Origin of the sequence: Rhodoferax sp. OV413 (assembly GCF_900104385.1) — a bacterium.
Classification (GTDB): domain Bacteria; phylum Pseudomonadota; class Gammaproteobacteria; order Burkholderiales; family Burkholderiaceae_C; genus Rhodoferax_B.
The window spans coordinates 314,587-331,903 of sequence record NZ_FNJA01000007.1 but is presented as its reverse complement, the minus strand read 5'-3'; the positions used below and the strand labels follow the sequence as shown (position 1 = coordinate 331,903).

Below are 17,317 nucleotides of genomic sequence, written 5' to 3'. Positions count from 1 at the left end.
CCCACCATGCACATTCGAAGCTACCAAGAATCCGATGAAGCCGCCGTTGTCGCCCTCTGGCAAGCCTGCGGCCTGACCCGCCCCTGGAACGACCCGCACAAGGACATTGCGCGCAAGCTGCTGGTGCAGCGCGAGCTGTTTTTGGTCGGCGAAGTCGATGGCCAGCTGGTCGCCAGCGCCATGGCCGGCTACGACGGGCATCGCGGCTGGGTCAATTACCTGGCGGTGCAGTCCGGGCGGCGCGGCCAGGGCCATGGCGCGGCGCTGATGGCCTACATCGAACAACTGTTGCTGGCCCTGGGTTGCCCCAAGCTGAACCTGCAGGTGCGCTCCAGCAACACCGCTGTGCTGGATTTCTACCGCCATCTGGGCTACGCGCAGGACGAAGCCTTGAGCCTGGGCAAGCGGCTGATACCCGACGGGCCGGCCGCTTGAACTGGGCCGTCGCTGCCGCTGCCCTGCTGTTGGCGTTGGTCGTCGACGTCTGGCTGGGCGAGCCGCGCGCCCGCTGGCACCCGGTGGTGTGGATAGGTAACTACCTGGGCTGGGTGGGCCAGCGCGCTGCGCCCACGCAGGCGGCCCGCGACCCGGATTTCAAGGCTTTTGTGCTCGGGGCGCTTGCTTGGTCTGCGGGGGCAGCTATTGTTTGTGTAGCGGCGTGGTGGCTGCAATATGCGTTGCTGCAGTTGCCGGTGTTGCTGACTGCGCTGCTGCTGGGCCTGGCGCTGAAGCCCTTGCTGGCCTGGGCCATGCTTCAGCGCGAAGTGCAGGCGGTCGAAGCGGCGCTGGGCGAATCGCTGGATGCCGGCCGCCAGCGCCTGGCCTGGCTGGTGAGCCGCGATGTGGCCGCGCTCACCGAAGGCCAGGTGCGCGAGAGCGCCATCGAATCGCTGGCCGAGAACCTGAATGATTCGGTCGTGGCGCCCATCTTCTGGTTCGTGCTGTTCGGCCTGCCGGGCGCGGCGCTGTACCGCTTTGCGAACACCGCCGATGCGATGTGGGGCTACCGTGGCGAGCGCAATGGCCGGATCTGGGAATGGGCGGGCAAATGGGCGGCTTGGGCCGACGATCTGCTGTCCTGGCTACCCGCGCGCATCACGGCCGTGTTGCTGCTGGCCGTGGCCGGTAGCGGGCGGGGCTGGGCATTGTTGCGCGAAGCCCGTTTAACACCGTCGCCGAACAGCGGTTGGCCGATGGCAGCGATGGCCCTGGTGTTGGATGTGCGACTCGGCAAGCCCGGTGTCTACATCTTGAACCGCGATGGCCGCGTGCCCGAGGCCATGGATACCGTGCGGGCCATACGTTATGCAAGAAATACGCTGCTGTCGCTTATTCTGGTTGCGCTGGTAGCTCTGGTTTTGATAGCAAAATGATGTACGCACCTGTCCACGGTGGACCGGACGCACTGGGCGTGCCGCAGTTCGATTTCTCCACCAACAGCAACGCCTGCGGCCCATGCCCGCACGCCTTGGTCGCCGTGCAGCAGGCCGACGCCACGCGCTATCCAAACCCGCAGTACACCGCTTTGAAAGAACAGCTGGCGGCCTTCCATGGCGTGGACGCGCGGCGCATCGTGCTGGCCGCCAGTGCCAGCGAGTTCATCCACCGCATCAGCGCCGCGCACCAGCGCCAGCGCGTGTATCTGCCGCCGCACCATTACGGCGACTACCTGCAGGCCGCGCAAGCCTGGGGCCTGGCCCCCGCTGAGGCAGAGCAGGCCCAACTGCTGTGGGCCTGCGAGCCGTCCAGCCCCTTGGGCCAGGCCCATGCGGGCTTGCCGGCGTTGGTCGACAGCTTGCGGGCCGACCAGCAGCTGGTGCTGGACTGCGCCTACGCGCCGCTGCGGCTGGAGGGCAGGGCGAGTCTGGACGCCGCGCAGACCGATCGCGTTTGGCAGATGTGGACGCCGAACAAGGCCTTGGGGTTGACCGGCATCCGCGCTGCCTATGCGATAGCGCCACTGGGTGCGGACACCGCGGCGCTGCGGGCGCTGTGCCCGTCTTGGCCGGTCGGCGCGCACGGCGTGGCGCTGCTGCAGGCTTGGTGCGAACCGACCAGCCAGCAGTGGCTGGCGCAGAGCCTGGTGACGCTGCGCGAATGGAAGGCGCGGCAGCTCATTCTGTGCCGCACCTTGGGTTGGGAGTGCTTGCCCAGTGACGCTAATTTCTTTTGCGCCCGCCCCAGCGGAGATGACTTGCCCCAGCGCCTGCAGCACCTGCGCGCCCGCGGCATCAAGCTGCGCGACGCCACGTCTTTTGGCTTGCCGGGCTATGTGCGCCTGGGCGTGTTGCCGCCGTTGGCGCAGGATGCATTGGCTTCAGCGGGCTAGGGTTGTGCCCATCGCGTCTTGGCATTCGGGCCTTGCTCCGTTGTGCAACGGCGGTTTGTCCTACCCGAGCAGAAAAGTTTGCTGCCAACATGGTCAGTCAACTACTGAAAGACCTATGACCGATCCTAGAAACGTTGCGCACGACAAAAAAGTGCGGCAAGAGAAGAAGCACCGCGGCGAAGAGCTGGCGCCCGGCGCCGACCAGACGCCCCAGCCTGGCAAGAAGACCCACATGGAACACCATGCATCCGACACGCCCAAGGTTCCCGACGAGGCGGCACCCGTGCCAACCGAGGAGAAGCCGCTGGACTGAAGAAAGATTCAAGCCTCTGGTTCGTTGCACACCACTTCGATGTTGTGCCCGTCTGGACCAATGACGAAGGCGGCATAGTAGTTCGCGTGGTAGTGCGGGCGCAGACCCGGTGCACCATTGTCTGTGCCACCTGCATCCAGCGCCGCCCGATAGAAAGCCTCGACTTGCTGGCGATTCTTGGCCGCGAATGCCACGTGGAGATGCGCTGGTTTCTCCTGGGTTTCGAACAAACACAATGAAGACTTGCCGTCGGGCTGGCATAGCTCGACACCGTAGGTCGGCGGTCCCTCGGAGGCAATCACTACACCGTGCGGTTCGAGTGATTTGAGGAAGAACGCTTTGCTCGCTGCATAGTCACTGACCCCGAATTTCACATGGTCAAACATGGGTTCTCCAGAAGTGTGTGGGACCGCGCGTGGCCTCATGAGAAGGGCACTATAGCGTTGCGCAACTTTTTGGATTTGCAAGGCGGGATCACTTTTTCCTCAAAAGACGGAGGCTGAGAGTGCTCTGTTTCCGTAGCTGCTTGCGCTCCTGGCGTCGGTGCGATCCCTGGCCGGGTAGTGCACCCGGCGGCGCAGTCACTTTCTTTTGCGTGGCCAAAAGAAAGTAACCAAAGAAAAGGCCACCCCCACTGTCTGCGTCCTCCGCTGGCGCTGCGGAAACCTGCGGTGCTCGCTTTGGGCGGGGTCTGGCTAAACTCGCCTGCGGCTCAAACAACGCCAGCCCTGATCCGCCCAAAGCTGTGCTCCTCGGCGCATACAGAGGGGGACCCCGGGGATCGGGATCGGTGGCGCGCAGCGCCACATCGCGCCTAGGGCGCGAGGCGGTTGCAGCCCGGCGTAGCCGGGCTGGGTATTGGTTGTTGGCTGTTTGGCTGTTTGGCTGTCCGATCCTACGCCGTGTGGCGTCGGCGAGTAGCGCAGGGCTGGGCGGATCAGGGCCCGCGACTGTTTGAGGCCGTAGGCCGAGTTCGAGCGGGACCTCGCACAGACCGAGCAACGCAGCGTGCCCGGAGCGCAGCGCAGGGACGACGACTTCGGCTCGCCTTTCTTTGGGTTACGTTTCTTTGGCGAAGCAAAGAAAGGTGACTGCGCTGCCGGGCGCACACCCGGCCGGGGATGCGGGCAGCACCAATCCAATCCAAAAATTTAAACCAAATCGACCGCTAGCACAGTTGATACCAGCGTAATCAGCTGCTATTTCTATAGCAAATCAATCTAATCGGTTACGAGCCCAGGCCATTCAAATCTGCACCACCAACCCAGTCCGGGCCGCCTCGGCAATCGCCTCCGTCACCCGCAGGTTCTGTACCCCGTCGCGAGTGCTGACCAGCGGTTGCGCCTTGCCTTCGATCACATCGGCGAAGTGGTTGATCTGGTGCTTCAGCGGGTCGTCGCGCACCATGCCGACGACGCCGGATTCGAACTCTTTCCACCAAGAACGGTCTTCCGGCCGCGGGTAGGTTTTCAGCCGCATGGTGGGTACGGACAGGCTGCCGTTGGTGCCGGCGATCACGTAGCAGTCTTCGTCGGCATACGTGGCATAGGCCTTGTTTTCCTGGCTGGTCTGCTCCCAGCTGCGCGGGCAGGCGGCGGTGTCGGACAGCATGAAACTGCCGAGCACGCCATTCGCAAAGCGCAGGTTGATGGCCACCGTGTCTTCCACCGCGAAGCCGCGGGTGGCGTTGCTGGCAAAGGCCTGCACCGCGGTGATCTCCCCGCACAGCATGCGCAGGTTGTGCACCTCGTGGACCATGTTCAGCAGGATCGGCCCGCCGCCGATCTGGGTGCGCCAGGGGCCATCGGCAAAGTACTGGTCGGGCTTGAAAAAGGTGGCGCTGCCCATCACCGTGACTAGCTTGCCAAGCTGGCCCGAGGCCACCACCTCCTTGGCCTTGGCCATGATGGGGCTGTGCGCGCGGTGGTGGCCGATCAGCAGCTTGGCGCCGGTTTCTTCCACCACTTTCAGCAGTTGCTCACCTTCGGCCAGGGTGGGGGCCACGGGTTTTTCCAGTAGCACCGGCAGGCCGGCGGCGATGCATTGCAAAGCTTGCGGTACATGCAGATGGTTGGGCGTGGCCAGGATGATGCCGTCGGGCTTGCCGGCTGCGAGCAGGTCGTCCAGCGAGGTGTACAGGGGCACGCCGGCCCGAGTAGCAATGGCTGCCGCACCAGGGGAGGGGTCGACGATGGCCGAGAGGCTGCAGCGGCGGCTGCGGGCCAGCACTTCGATATGGGCCAGGCCGATGTAGCCCGCGCCGGCAACGGCAATTTTTAGCGGTGTCATGGTGTCTCTTTATGCATGCGGTGCGGCATCGTACTGACAACCAATCTATTTGTAATCAGCGTTAAGGATGATTCACAATTAGCCAATGGTGAACAATAAAGGGTGAGTACGCAGTGGTGAATACGCAATGGGAACTGATCGACCTGCGGGTGTTCTGCTGCGTGGCCCGGCGCAGCAGCTTCAATGCGGCCGCTGTAGAGCTGGGGATTTCGCCTGCCTACGTCAGCAAGCGCGTGGCCGGGCTGGAGAAGGCCTTGGGGCTGGCGCTGTTCCACCGCACGACGCGCCGGGTGTCGATTACCGACGAGGGCGAGACGGCGCTGCTCTGGGCCCGCAAGGTGCTGGACACGGCCGACAGCCTGACCCAGGAGGTCGGGCGCACGCGGGCCACGCCGTCGGGCACGCTGCGCATCAGCACCAGCCTGCGCCTGGGCCGCAACCATGTGGGCCACATCCTGGCGCGGCTCAAGCTGCAGTACCCGGAGCTGGACATCTGGCTGGAGCTGGTGGACCGGCGCGTCGACGTGCTGGGCGAAGGCTTCGATATCGACATCCGCGTCGGTGATATCAGCGAGCCGTATCTGGTGGCCCATCCCGTCGCTCGCAGCGTGCGCGTGCTGTGTGCGGCGCCCAGCTATCTGGCGCGCCGCGGCATGCCCAAAACCCTGGCCGACCTGGCCCAGCACGACTGCCTGCTGTTTCGCGACCGTGACCAGGCCTACGGCGTGTGGCGGCTGGAAGGGCCGCAGGGCGTGGAATCGGTCAAGGTCACCAGCACCCTGGGCTCGAACCACAGCGACGCAGTGCACAACTGGGCGGTAGACGGCCACGGCATCGTGCTGCTGTCCAGCTGGGACGTGGCGGCCCGGCTCAAAGACGGCAGCATGCAGCGGGTGCTACCGGCCTACCACCAGCAGGCGAATGTTTGGGCCGTCACGGCCACCCGGTTGGGTAATTCGGCCAAGCTGAAGGTCTGCGTGGATTTTCTGGTGCAGGAGCTGACCCAAGGGGCGTTTGCGCTGGATACGGTGGTGGAGTGAGGCGTGCACCCGCAGGCTCGCACCCGTCCCTTACAATTTTTGCCATGAGGTTGTGTAGCTGCAGTCGCCCGCATCACGCAGGATGCATGCCCTAGGCAATCAGGCCGTTCGCCTGACGCCGCCGTAAGAAGGCGCGAGCGTCTTTCTTTTCACCGGGTAGGGGAGACTGGTTTTCCCCATCCTCCCCGTTCACGCGCTTGTAGGTGCTCCCGGCCGGGAGCCAGTTGCCATGTCCAAATATCTACACCTTTTCCGGGCCCAGTGGGCTCCCAGCATTCCGCGCGAACTGATGGCCGGTGCGGTGGCCACGTTCGCCCTGATACCGGAGGTGATCGCCTTTTCTTTTGTCGCCGGGGTCGATCCGGCAGTGGGGCTGTTCGCCTCTTTCATCATCAGTATCGTGATTGCTTTCGCAGGGGGCCGGCCGGCGATGGTGTCGGCTGCGGCGGGTTCGGTCGCCTTGGTCGCGGCGCCGCTGGTGCATGCGCATGGTGTGCAATACCTGTTTGCGGCCGGCTTGCTGGCGGGCGCCATGCAAATGCTGTTTGGCTGGCTGCGGCTCGGCGTGCTGATGCGGTTTGTGTCGGCCTCGGTGCGCACCGGCTTTGTGAACGCACTGGCGATTCTGATCTTCTGGGCGCAAATGCCGCACCTCCTAGGCGCCAACGCCGCTACCTGGGCCATGGTCGGGCTGGGTCTGCTGCTGATTTATGGACTGCCCAGGATCACCACGGCAGTGCCTTCGCCGCTGGTCTGCATTGTGGTGCTGACTCTGGTCGCGCACTGGTGGCAACTGCCTTTGAAGACGGTTGCTGACCTGGGCTTGCTGCCCGACGCCTTACCGGTTTTTGCCTTGCCCTCGGTTCCTTTTTCCTTGGAAACCTTGCGGCTCATCGCGCTGCCGGCGTTTGCCATCGCGATGGTCGGACTGCTCGAATCCATGATGACGGCCAGCGTGGTGGACGAATTGACGGACACCCCCAGCTCCAAAAACCGGGAGTGCAGCGGGCTGGGCATGGCCAACCTCACAGCCAGCCTGTTCGGCGGCATCGCGGGCTGCGGCATGATTGGCCAGACCGTGAGCAATGTGCGCTACGGCGGCCGAGGCCGGTTGTCGACCCTGTTCGCGGGCGCATTTCTGTTGATCCTGATGGTGTTGCTCAAGCCCTGGGTGTCGCAAGTGCCGGTTGCCGCGCTGGTGGCCATCATGGTGATGGTCTCTGCTTCCACCTTGGATTGGCGTTCAGCGGGCGCTGTTTTGCGCCATCCCAGGCTGTCTAGCGTCGTCATGCTGGCCACGGTCGCGGTGACGGTGGTCACCGACAATCTCGCGGCCGGCGTCGCAGTCGGCGTGCTGTTGAGCGGCGTCTTTTTTACCTTCAAGGTTTCGCAGCTTCTGACGGTGGAGAAAACTGGCGTGGACGCACTCGTCTACCGGGTTTCCGGGCAAGTCTTCTTTGCCTCGGCAGACCTCTTGGTTGATGCATTCGATGTGCGTGAGGTGGAAGGCCGGCCCGTCACCATCGAACTGAGCCAGGCGCACTTCTGGGACATCACCTCGGTCACCGCCTTGGACAAGATCTGCCAGAGGCTGCGCAAGCACGGCAGTACTGTGGAGGTGCTGGGACTGAATGCCCAAAGCCAAGCGCTGGTGTCGCGGCTGGACTTCGGCGTCGAGTAAGCGGCGTCGATTCAGTACAAGCGGATCGCCATATCGAAGTGCCAGCTGCGGCGGATCTCGATCACGTCGAATTCGCGGGCCAGGGCGGGTTGGAACGGCGGGTAGCCCGCCTGGCTTTGTATGACGCTGCGTATCGCTTCGTCGAGGGCCGGCACGCCGCTGGAGCGCACGAAGCTCACCGACTCCACCGAGCCATCGCTGCGCACGGCCACCATTACCAGGGGATCGGTATGCGGCTGCTTGGCGGCTTCGCGGATTGCGTCAAAGGTCATGTTGAGCTCGATCTTCCGGCTCCAGGCTTCGGCGTAGCGGACCATTTCCTCGTTGGTATCGCTGCGCCCAAAGATCCGGCCGCGGCGGGCGCTGCTCCATGACGAGGGCAGCGTGGGGGAGGGGCGCGCCGCAACTGCGGCGGCTCGCCGATCTGCTTCTTCGTTCAGCTGCCGTCCTATCGCCTTGAGCCGTTCTTCGCGTTGCTCCGTCGCCACCCGCACAGCGTCTAGCCGCGCGGCTTCGACCCGTGCTGCCTCCTGGCGGCCAGCGTCTTGCCGCGCAGCCTCTTGATGGGCTGCCGCCTGCTTTGCGGCCTCAAGGCGTTCGGCTTCTTGCCGTCCTGCCTCTTGCCGTGCCGCTGCCTGTGCCTGTGCCTGTGCCTGTGCCTGTGCCTGTGCCTGTGCCGCCGCTTCCTGGCGTTCGGCTTCCTGCCGTGCAGCGCTGGCACGCGCTGCTTCCTGGCGTGCGGCGTCTGCCCTCGCTGCCGCTTGGCGGGCGGCATCCTGCTGCGCCGCGGCTTGTCGTGCCGCTTCCTGCCGTGCCTCTTCTTGCTTCGCCGCGGCTTGCCGGGTGGCCTCCTGGCGTTCGGCCTCCAAACGGGCGGCTTCGGTGCGTGCGGCTTGCTGGCGCGCAGCCTCCTGGCGTGCAAGCTCCTCGCGGGTGGCCTGGGCCCGTGCGGCTTCTTGTTTGGCGGTCTCCTGGCGGGCGGCCTCTTGCCGTGCCGCCAATCGCTTCGCAGCTTCCTGGCGTTCGGCTTCCTGTCGTGTGGCCTCGGCCCGCGCCGCTTCTTGGCGGGCGGTGTTTTGGCGCAAGGCTTCCTGGCGTTCAGCCTCCAAGCGTGCCGCCTTGGCGGCTTCCTGTTTATCGGCTTCCAGCCTGGCAGCCTGGGCCTGCAAGGCTTCTTGCCGAGCCGCTTCTTGCTTAGCCGCTTCGACCCGTGCCGCCTCCTGGCGCGCGGCATCTTGCCGCACCGCTTCCTGTTTGGCTGCCGCCTGCTTTGCGGCTTCCTGGCGCTCGGCTTCTTGCCGCGCAGCCTCGGCCCGCGCTGCTTCCTGGCGGCTGGCCTCGGCCCGTACCGCTGTCTGGCGAGCGGCCTCCTGCTGGGCTGCCTCTTGCCGCGCTGTCAGCAGCCGGGTGGCTTCCTGGCGTTCGACCTCCAAGCGCGCGGCATCGGCCCGGGCTGCTTCTTGGCGAATCGCCTCTTGCCTTAACGTCTCCAGCCGAGCCGCCTCGACCAGGTTCGCTTCCTGGCGTGCGGCGTCTTGCCGGGCGACAAGTTGCCGCCTGGCCTCCTGCTGTTCAAGCTCCAGACGTGCGGCCTCGGCGCGTGCCGCTTCTTGGCGGGCGACTTCCTTTCGTGCTGCCTCCAGCCGGGTCGTCTCGACCAAGGCCGCCTCCTGGCGTTCGGCTTCGATGCGCGCCGCCTTGGCGGCTTCCTGCCGCTCGGCTTCCCGTTGCGCCGCCTGTGCCCGCAAGGCTTCTGCCGCCGCTTGCCGCTCAGCGTCCAGGCGCGCCGTTTCGATCCGCTTCGCTTCCTGTAGGGCCGTCTTCAGCCTAGCCGCCTCCTCACGTTCGGCTTGGCGCTGCTCGGCATCGGTGGGTGGCGCTATCCAGGTCATCCCATCGGGCGGGTTCGATGCTATGGCCGCAGGCTCGGAGTCCTGTGGCGGCGCGGGCTCGCCGGGCGGATCGGCACGCAATGGCGTTCCCGCCGGGGCCGCAGCCGCCGTGGATGGCGCCGGCTTCGGGCTACCGGACGCAGGTGGACCTGCGGTTGCGTTTTGTGATGGCTCGGCGGTCGCGGCCGGCGCCGGTTCGAGCACAACGCGCAGCTCCGGCACCTCGCCGCGTCGTTCCTGCCAGGGAAAGCCGAAGCCCGGAAGCCCGATCTCGTCGCCACCCAACGTCAGGCTCAACAGCAGCGCGTGGAACAGCACAGATAACACAAAACCCAGCGACAGCCGCTCGCGCGCAGGGCGCATGCGCTGGCTCAGCCACGGGCTATCGGTTGGGACAGGTATTGCTTCGGTTGACACGTGCGGGGTGGTCCGGCAGCCGTACGCAGACTGCCGGGGAATTTGGTGCAGCTACGAATGTAGCCGCTGCCGGGGACTGCGGGACTTCGCTAGCCCGACGCCACGATCACGTGCGCCTGGATTTTGCCGGCCACCGGGCCATCGCCATGGCGGCTGGCGATGGCCTCGGTGGCGCGGTCCGTGGCGAGCTGCAGCAGGCTGGCGTCGCGCGCCTCGATTTCGCTGCGCAGCGGCGTCCCTTGGCAGTAGGCGGTGGCGGCGTCGCGTGCCGAGGGCGCGTGGCTCAGCTTCTGGCGTGTGTCGATGGTGATGTCGCTGAACCCGGCGCGGCCCAGGTCGGCGCGTATCACTGCAACATCGTGGTAGCCGTGCGGCGTGCGGGCCAGAAAGCGCGGCGGGTCGTGCGGAAACACCGTGGCTACGGCCTGGGTGACGTCGTCGGCAAAGGCGTTTTCTTCGATGCGGTCCCAGACGCTGAAGACAAAGCGCCCGCCGGGCCGCAGCACGCGGCGCGCCTCGGCGTAGCCGGTGACCCGGTTGGGGAAAAACATGGCGCCAAACTGGCAGCACACCACGTCGAAAGATGCATCGTCGAAGGGCAGGGCGAGCGCGTCGGCCTGCTGCCACGCGATGCGGCTGTCAAACCCTTGGCGGCTGGCGGCGTAGTCGAGCATGGGCTGGTTCAGGTCGGTCACCACGTAGCGCGCGTCGGCGCGGAGCTGGGGCGCTAGCGCCCGGGTGACCACGCCGCTGCCGGCCGCCGTTTCCAGCACCGCGCCGGGCGAGAAGCTGGCGACAAGCGCCGCCGTGTCGGCGGCATAGGCCCCGAAGATCAGCGGGACCATCAGCGTGTCGTAGAACTTGGGGATAGCACCCGCAAACACCTTGTCGCTCTCGGCCATGGCACCTCCTGCAAAGCCCGTGGGCTATGGTGGCCCTGTAGGCCGGGCTCGTCAACGACGGCATAGCTCAGGATTTGCTCTTAAATTAAGAGCGGCTCGCGCAGATGGAATATGCGCTGGAGGCCTATTTCCTCCATATTTTTTAAGTATCAGTTGCGTATGAAATCCACAAAGCTTCTCAACGCCGAAGGCAGATGCCGCCGACTGGGGTAGTACAAAAAGAACCGGCTGGGCGGCGCACTCCACGCATCCAATACGGCGACCAGCCGGCCCGCCAGCAGTTCGTCACGGACCTGCGACTCGTAGACATACGCGACACCCGCACCATCGCACGCAGCCTGGATCATCAGCGCATCGTCGTCAAAAACCAGCGGCCCCTCGACGCTGAGGGACAGGGCCTGGCCGTCGGCCTGCAGTTCCCATGCATACAGGTTGCCGCTGGGAAAGCGCCTGCCGATACACGCGTGTCCGAGCAGATCGCGCGGCACCTGCGGTGTGCCGTGGGTGGCCAGGTAGCCCGGTGCCGCCACGGTCACGAAGCGTTGCGGCGCGCCGATAGGCACTGCCACCATGTCGCCGGCCAGGCTTTCGCCGAAGCGGATGCCTGCGTCGAACCCGCTGTCCACGATGTCGGTGAGGCGGTCGTCGGTCACCACCTCGACCTGGATACGCGGATAGGCCGCGACGAAACGGGCCAGCAGGGGGGCCAGCACTAGGCGGGCGGCTGGCCTGGGCACATTCAGCCGCAAGGTACCGCTGGGTACTTGCTGCATGGCGGTCAAATCCACCAGCGCATCGGCCACCTCGCGCAAGGCCGGAGCCAGCCGTGCCAGCAAGAGTTCGCCCGCCTCGGTGGGCGTCACGCTGCGCGTGGTGCGGTTGAGCAAGCGCAGGCCTAGCCGTTCTTCCAGGCCGCGCAGGGCGTGGCTCAATGCGGAGGCCGACACCCCGCGTTCTTCCGCCGCCTTGCGGAAACTGCGGTGGCGGGCGACCGCCGCAAAGCTATCCAGTTCGTGTAAATCGGGCATTCTTTGATGAAATTGGCTCAGTGGTTCAACAAACATAACACGGCTTATCAATTGTTATGTGGGGCAAGACACTGGCGGTCCGTTATTGAAGGAAGTTTGAGCCATGCAACAGAAACGACTCGGCAATGCCGATTTCACGATCTCGCCCATCGGGCTGGGCACCTGGGCCATTGCCGGCCCGGGCTGGGAGTTTGGCTGGGGTGCGCAGGACGATGCCGACAGCCTGGCCGCACTGGAATATGCCGTAGAGCGCGGCGTGAACTGGATCGATACCGCCGCCGTTTACGGCCTGGGCCATGCCGAAGAAGTCGTCGGCCAGCTGTTACGCCGGGTGCCGGCGTCGCGCCGTCCGCTGGTGTTCACCAAGGGCAGCCTGGTGTGGGATCGCAGCACCAAGAAAATCTCCCACTCGCTGGCCCCCGAATCCTTGCTGCAGGAGATCGAAGACAGCCTGCGCCGCCTGCAGGTCCAGACCATCGACCTCTACCAGATCCACTGGCCGGCCTTCCCGCCGGGCGGCCCGGACGACCGCATCGAGGCTGCGTTGGCGGTGCTGGCCAAGGCGCGCGACCAGGGGAAGATCCGGGCCATCGGTGTGTCCAATTTCAACGTGGCGCAGATCCGGCGGGCGCAGGCGGTGACTGCCATTGCCTCGCTGCAACCACCGTACTCGGCGCTGATGCGGGAGGTCGAAAACGACATCTTGCCGTTTTGCGAGCAGGCGGGGATCGGTGTCATTGCCTACTCCACGTTGCAGTCGGGCCTGCTGACGGGCGCCATGAACCGCGCGCGCATTGCCAGCCTGCCCGACGACGACTGGCGCAAGACCCGCAGCCCGGACTACCAGGAACCCCGGTTGACGCGCAACCTCGCACTGGTGGAGACACTGCGCAGCATTGGGCAAAGGCATGGGCTGACGCCTGCCGCGGTGGCCATCGCCTGGGTGTTACGGCAGTCGGCCGTCACAGGGGCCATCGTGGGCGCGCGGCGGTCCGGGCAGGTCGATGGCCTGATCGGGGCGGCAGACTTCCGCTTGAGTCCACAGGAGCTGGCCGAGATCACGCTGCTGCTGCCCGAGGGGATGGGGACCAATGTGCCGGAAGCGGCGTCCTGAGCCTGGATGAGTGCCGTCTACGATAGGTAGCGCACCAGGCCTGAGCCGCTCAGCCTTTGCCCCCGCACGCTGCCCCGCTCGGGGCCGCTGGCGGCGCCGCATCGCCACCTACCAGCAAGGGCGTGAGCTGCGGCGCCAGCACCTTCAGCAGCTGCACCGGCAGGGCGCTGGTGAAGTCGTAGCCGGCGGCCTGGGCGCCGGGCACGTAGGCGATGATGGTGCCGAAGAAGCGCTCGTCGATGTTGAAGACAAAGGTGGCAGACCGGTTCACCACCCGCGACTGCAGCAACTTGCCGCCGGCGCCGTAGGTGTCGAAGCGCTGGTCGCCGGTGCCGGTTTTGCCGCCTACCGGGAAGCTGCTGCCGTCGGGCCGCAGGAACGCGTTTTTGACCCGTACCGCCGTGCCTTCGTCCACCACCCGGCGCACCGCGCCGAGCGCGGCCTGGGCGACTTCGGGGGCCAGCACCTGTTCGGCCTTGCCGGCCTTGTACTGCAGCCGGGTTTCATACGGCGTGGCGGCGGCAAAGTGCAGCGACTCTATGCGGGTGTTGGGCTTGCGCAGGCCGCCGTTGACCAAAATGCCCATCATTTCGGCCAGTGCGGCCGGACGGTCGGCCGAGGCGCCTAGCGCCGTGGCGTAGGAGGGCACCAGCGTTTCAAACGGGTAGCCCATCTGCGCCCACTGGCGATGGATTTCCAGAAAGCCTTCGCCCTCCAGCAGGCCGAGGATGCGTTTGTCCTGCGCCTGCTTGCGGTGGGTGGAGAACAGCCAGGCATAGACCGTCTGCCGCTCGGCCACGCTGGCCTCCATCACCTGCGTCTGGCTGGCGCCCGGGTGCTGGCGCAGGTAGCCGACCAGCCAGAGTTCCAGCGGGTGCACACTGGCCAGGTAGCCTCGGTCGGCCAGCGACATCTGCTCGGGTGCGTACTGGGCGTAGAGCTTGGCCAGCCGAGGCTCGGTCGGGTCCAGGCCGTCGGGCAGGTGGTCGGTGACGAAGGCCGAGAACTGCTCCAGCGAGGCCTCGGGCGCAATCGTGCGGTAGATGGCCGCCAGCCGCGAGGCGGTGGGGCGCACGCTGCCCAGCAGCACGTCTTCGGCTTGCTCGGCGGTCTTGCCCTGGTACTTGACCAGGAAGCGGCGCATGAAGACCTGGCCTTCGCGGTCGGCAAAGCGGGTCAGGTAGGCGGCGCGGCGCGGGTCGTCGGCATCTTGCAGCAGCTTGGCCGACGAGCCAGGCGTGAGGAACATGTAGTGGTGCACGATGTCGCGCATCAGGCGGATGAACACCAGGTTCACCGAATTGCGCAGGCCGTTGCGCACCGACATCACCCGTGCGTTGTCGTCGCGGTTGAAGTTGTCGAAATGGTGCAGGCCGCCGCCGGTCATGAAGCCTTCGGCGTTGTTGGCCGAATACTGCCGCTCTAGCGCCGCGTCCAGCATCTTGGCCAGGCTGCGGTCCTGGGTGCTGGCCAGGTAATCGGCGGCCCAGCGGGTCAGTACGTCTTGCCGGTCCACGCTGAGCGCGCGCAGCTCTTTAGCGTCCTGGGTGGACAGGCGTTGGTGCAGCTTGTCGATGATGTCGAGGTAGGTGATCAGGGTGCGCAGCTTGGCGGTGGAGCCGAGGTCCAGCTTGGTGCCTTCGTTGATGTTCAGCGGCTGGTCGTAGTTGTCGGTCTGCACGCGCAGCAGGTTGGCGTCGGCGCCGCGCTCGTACAGGGTGAAGCTGTACACCACCTTGGCGGGGTCACCGCGGTCCAGCAGCTGCTTGGCGTTCAGCCCGGCGGCCTTGGCGCTTTCGGGTTCGCGCAGGTCGCGCAGCAGCTGGGTGACGGCGGCTTGCACAGGTGCGTCCAGGGTGCTGGCGGCGCTCAGGTCCAGCCGGTCCAGGTCGTACAGGCGGTTGTTGCCGAGCAGGCTGGACAGGTGGGTGCGCACCGCGTTGGCAGCTTTTTGGGTGACGAAGGACACGGCTTCGGTCGGCACCTTCTGGGCGCGCCGGTGCAGCTGGGCCTGCAAGGCTGCATCGCGCAGCGCGGGGCTGATTACGCCGGCGCTGCCCAGCAGGCGCAGATGGCTGTTGGTCAGCTGGTCCAGCTCGGCCTCGTCGGCGTCAAAGTAGTAGGACGGGCGGCGCTGCGAGATCAGCAGGCTCAGCGCCTGCTTGTACAGCTGGGCCTGCTCGGCCTGTACGGAGATCTGGGCCTCGGGCTCGGTCACGGTTTTCAGCAGGCGGTTGACCTGCTGGAAGTCCTGCCCGTACCAGACCCACAGGCCGTCGCCCATGCCATGCACCTCGCCAAAGCCGGCCTTGGCCGACAGCGGCATGGTGTTCATATAGGCCAGCACGATCTGGCGCCGCACCGCGCTGGTGTCTTCACCTTGCTGGTAGGCGCGCAGGGCGGCCGAGACCATCTGCCGCAGCTTGTCCTGGATGCTGGAGGTGCGGCCCTCGGACGAGTGGCGGTACTTCTCGATCTGGGTGGCCAGGGTGCTGCCGCCGGGCGTGCGTGCCGTGCCGGTGAGGCTGCTTTCGGCCTTGACCAGCACCGCATTGGCCAGCCGGTCCCATTCGACCGCCGGGTTGCGCTTGGGCTGGTCGGGGTCGAGCAGCTCGCGGTTTTCGATGAACAGCAAGCTGTCGACCAGGATGGGCGCGATGTCGTCAAAGCGCTCGAACACGCGCTGCGGATAGCACTCCTGGAACAGCGGCGTGTTGTGCCGGTCCAGCACGCGCAGGCCGCCCTGGGTTTTCTCGGCATACGGGGCGTAGTAGCCGTCGTCCACGATGGTGGCCATGGTGGGGGAGATGCGCGCCTGCTGGGCGATCTCGAAGTCGCGGGTTTGGAGCTTTTTCAGATAGCCGGGCAGCTGCGCATAGCCGAGCCGGTCGTCATAGGGCGCACTCTGCGGGAAGCGGATCGACGGGCTGGGGCCGGTGTTGAGCTCAAACGTGGCCTTGCGGGCCAGTTCGGCAAAAAACCGGGCCTGGTGGGCCGACGTGCGCATCTCCTGCGCGACCAGCATCCCGGCCGCCACCAGCAGCGCTAGCAGCACAACGGCGGCGATATACCGAAATCTAATCACCCCTGAAACCCATTTCTGCCGCATACGCACCACCCACCCCCATTTATTCACTTGGTAGCAAGCCTATCCTGAGTTTGTGTGAAAAACGCCCGGCTGCCGTGTGGGACCGCACTACTTCGATGGGCTGTTGTTAAATAGCCATGCACAGGGCGGAGAAAGGCCAGCTGGCAGCCGGTTGATGCTATTGAATTAGAAGCGTCTTGCGCAGATGGAATATGCGCTGCAGCCTTGTTTGGCTTATTTTCTTATGGCGTCCAGCCCAGCAGCGCATGCAAGGCCCAGAGCAGCAGGCTGATGGACAGAAAGGAGGCCACCGTGGTCACCAGCAGGGCGGCGGCGGTCAGGCCTTCGAGGTGGTACTTCTGCGCCACCACCGGGTAGATGCTGAGCATGGGCACGCTGGCAAACACGACCGCCGCCACGCGCAGCGCGGGGTCTATGGGCGGCAGCAGCAACAGCACGGCCAACACCGCCAGCGGGTGCAATACCAGCTTGCCAAAGCTGATGGTCGCCATGTCCCGCCGCACGCCGGACAGCTGCAAGCCGACCAGGGTGCCGCCAATCACAAACAAGGATATGGGGCTGGCCGCGGTGGCGACGATCTGCACCGTGCGGGCCAGCACCTCGGGCAGCTGCAGGCCCAGCAGTGCAAAGCAAAAGCCGGCCACGATGGCCACGATCATCGGGTTCTTCAGCAGGCCTTTGAAGGACTCGGCCAGCACCTGGTGCCAGCGCTGGCCCGCGCCATGGCGGTTGTCGCCGCGGTCGGCCAGTGCCAGGGCCAGCGGCAGGATCAGCAGGTTTTCCACGACCATGCACAGCGCCAGCGCCACCCCTGCGGGCGGCCCGATCAGCTGCTGCACGATGGGGTAGCCGATAAAGGCGCTGTTCGATGCCGACATGCCCAGGCCCTGTATGGCGGCCGGGGTCAGCGGCTGGCGGCGCACCCGGCGCACATAGGCGATGGCGCCGAACAGCACCGCCAGTGAACCCAGCGCATAGGCCAGCAGAAATGGCGCGTTCAACACCTCGCCCAGCGAACGCTGCGACAGCGCGCGGAAGATCAGCGCCGGCGTGCAGAAGTTGATGACGAAGCGGCCCAGTACGCGCATTTCGGGCTTGGCGAACAGCCCGCAGCGTACGGCCAGATAGCCCGCGGCGATGATCAGGTAGATGGGGGTGGTGATTGCCAGTATCTGGAGCATCGTGGGGCCGTCTACCTGCCGT

Annotated in this window: 14 protein-coding genes; 7 read left to right on the top strand and 7 right to left on the bottom strand. The window is 65.7% G+C overall.

What is annotated here, in order from left to right; all coding sequences use genetic code 11:
* Positions 1-6: 6 nt before the first annotated feature.
* From BLT66_RS22110 to BLT66_RS26540, 4 genes are all read left to right on the top strand, one after another.
* On the top strand, positions 7-435 hold the full coding sequence (locus BLT66_RS22110) for a GNAT family acetyltransferase (protein ID WP_092761363.1): 429 nt from the start codon (positions 7-9) through the stop codon (positions 433-435).
* Positions 432-1,373 (top strand): adenosylcobinamide-phosphate synthase CbiB, encoded by a 942-nt coding sequence (gene cbiB, locus BLT66_RS22105; protein WP_092761242.1) that lies wholly within the window; start codon positions 432-434, stop codon positions 1,371-1,373. Before BLT66_RS22110 ends, cbiB begins: the two co-directional genes overlap by 4 nt.
* The gene (locus tag BLT66_RS22100; protein ID WP_092761240.1) at positions 1,373-2,329 is read left to right on the top strand and encodes an aminotransferase class I/II-fold pyridoxal phosphate-dependent enzyme; all 957 of its coding nucleotides are present in this window, start codon (positions 1,373-1,375) and stop codon (positions 2,327-2,329) included. The genes cbiB and BLT66_RS22100 overlap by 1 nt, the downstream gene beginning before the upstream one ends.
* A gap of 115 nt (positions 2,330-2,444) precedes the next feature.
* Positions 2,445-2,642 carry a hypothetical protein gene (locus BLT66_RS26540; RefSeq protein WP_143029258.1) on the top strand — a complete coding sequence of 66 codons (198 nt, stop codon included), beginning with the start codon at positions 2,445-2,447 and terminating at the stop codon, positions 2,640-2,642.
* An 8-nt stretch (positions 2,643-2,650) separates the two neighbouring features.
* Here the strand turns inward: BLT66_RS26540 and BLT66_RS22090 are convergent, their stop codons facing one another.
* Positions 2,651-3,028, bottom strand: coding sequence for a VOC family protein (locus tag BLT66_RS22090; protein ID WP_092761238.1), 378 nt, complete (start codon positions 3,026-3,028; stop codon positions 2,651-2,653).
* 859 nt (positions 3,029-3,887) lie between these two features.
* Positions 3,888-4,931 carry a Gfo/Idh/MocA family protein gene (locus tag BLT66_RS22085; protein ID WP_092761236.1) on the bottom strand — a complete coding sequence of 348 codons (1,044 nt, stop codon included), beginning with the start codon at positions 4,929-4,931 and terminating at the stop codon, positions 3,888-3,890.
* A 116-nt stretch (positions 4,932-5,047) separates the two neighbouring features.
* Between BLT66_RS22085 and BLT66_RS22080 the strand changes: the two genes are divergently transcribed.
* Complete coding sequence (locus BLT66_RS22080; RefSeq protein WP_255407037.1) at positions 5,048-5,971, top strand: LysR family transcriptional regulator; 924 nt, start codon at positions 5,048-5,050, stop codon at positions 5,969-5,971.
* A gap of 229 nt (positions 5,972-6,200) precedes the next feature.
* Positions 6,201-7,652, top strand: a complete 1,452-nt coding sequence (locus tag BLT66_RS22075; protein ID WP_092761232.1) for a SulP family inorganic anion transporter — start codon at positions 6,201-6,203, stop codon at positions 7,650-7,652.
* 11 nt (positions 7,653-7,663) lie between these two features.
* Here the strand turns inward: BLT66_RS22075 and BLT66_RS22070 are convergent, their stop codons facing one another.
* The 3 genes from BLT66_RS22070 to BLT66_RS22060 form a co-directional block, all read right to left on the bottom strand.
* A complete protein-coding gene (locus tag BLT66_RS22070; RefSeq protein WP_143029257.1) occupies positions 7,664-9,625 on the bottom strand; it encodes a TonB C-terminal domain-containing protein in 1,962 nt (653 codons plus the stop codon).
* Between the two features lie 425 nt (positions 9,626-10,050).
* The gene (locus BLT66_RS22065) at positions 10,051-10,863 is read right to left on the bottom strand and encodes a class I SAM-dependent methyltransferase (protein ID WP_092761228.1); all 813 of its coding nucleotides are present in this window, start codon (positions 10,861-10,863) and stop codon (positions 10,051-10,053) included.
* 149 nt (positions 10,864-11,012) lie between these two features.
* Positions 11,013-11,891 carry a LysR family transcriptional regulator gene (locus tag BLT66_RS22060; RefSeq protein ID WP_092761226.1) on the bottom strand — a complete coding sequence of 293 codons (879 nt, stop codon included), beginning with the start codon at positions 11,889-11,891 and terminating at the stop codon, positions 11,013-11,015.
* Between the two features lie 103 nt (positions 11,892-11,994).
* On the opposite strand from BLT66_RS22060, the gene BLT66_RS22055 reads away from it, so the two are divergent.
* Positions 11,995-13,005: an aldo/keto reductase gene (locus BLT66_RS22055; RefSeq protein ID WP_092761224.1), complete on the top strand. Its 1,011-nt coding sequence runs from the start codon at positions 11,995-11,997 to the stop codon at positions 13,003-13,005.
* Between the two features lie 49 nt (positions 13,006-13,054).
* On the opposite strand, the gene BLT66_RS22050 is transcribed toward BLT66_RS22055, so the two are convergent.
* Together BLT66_RS22050 and BLT66_RS22045 are read right to left on the bottom strand one after the other, a co-directional pair.
* Positions 13,055-16,114: a transglycosylase domain-containing protein gene (locus BLT66_RS22050; RefSeq protein WP_092761222.1), complete on the bottom strand. Its 3,060-nt coding sequence runs from the start codon at positions 16,112-16,114 to the stop codon at positions 13,055-13,057.
* A 221-nt stretch (positions 16,115-16,335) separates the two neighbouring features.
* A complete protein-coding gene (locus BLT66_RS22045; protein WP_092761220.1) occupies positions 16,336-17,295 on the bottom strand; it encodes an AEC family transporter in 960 nt (319 codons plus the stop codon).
* Positions 17,296-17,317 lie beyond the last annotated feature (22 nt).

Coding starts and splice junctions, on each gene's coding strand:
- BLT66_RS22090 (WP_092761238.1), bottom strand. CDS start 3,028: ATGTTTGACCATGTGAAATTCGGGGTCAGTGACTATGCAGCGAGCAAA.
- BLT66_RS22050 (WP_092761222.1), bottom strand. CDS start 16,114: ATGCGGCAGAAATGGGTTTCAGGGGTGATTAGATTTCGGTATATCGCC.
- BLT66_RS22100 (WP_092761240.1), top strand. CDS start 1,373: ATGTACGCACCTGTCCACGGTGGACCGGACGCACTGGGCGTGCCGCAG.
- BLT66_RS22075 (WP_092761232.1), top strand. CDS start 6,201: ATGTCCAAATATCTACACCTTTTCCGGGCCCAGTGGGCTCCCAGCATT.
- BLT66_RS22065 (WP_092761228.1), bottom strand. CDS start 10,863: ATGGCCGAGAGCGACAAGGTGTTTGCGGGTGCTATCCCCAAGTTCTAC.
- BLT66_RS22045 (WP_092761220.1), bottom strand. CDS start 17,295: ATGCTCCAGATACTGGCAATCACCACCCCCATCTACCTGATCATCGCC.
- BLT66_RS26540 (WP_143029258.1), top strand. CDS start 2,445: ATGACCGATCCTAGAAACGTTGCGCACGACAAAAAAGTGCGGCAAGAG.
- BLT66_RS22060 (WP_092761226.1), bottom strand. CDS start 11,891: ATGCCCGATTTACACGAACTGGATAGCTTTGCGGCGGTCGCCCGCCAC.
- BLT66_RS22110 (WP_092761363.1), top strand. CDS start 7: ATGCACATTCGAAGCTACCAAGAATCCGATGAAGCCGCCGTTGTCGCC.
- BLT66_RS22055 (WP_092761224.1), top strand. CDS start 11,995: ATGCAACAGAAACGACTCGGCAATGCCGATTTCACGATCTCGCCCATC.
- BLT66_RS22085 (WP_092761236.1), bottom strand. CDS start 4,931: ATGACACCGCTAAAAATTGCCGTTGCCGGCGCGGGCTACATCGGCCTG.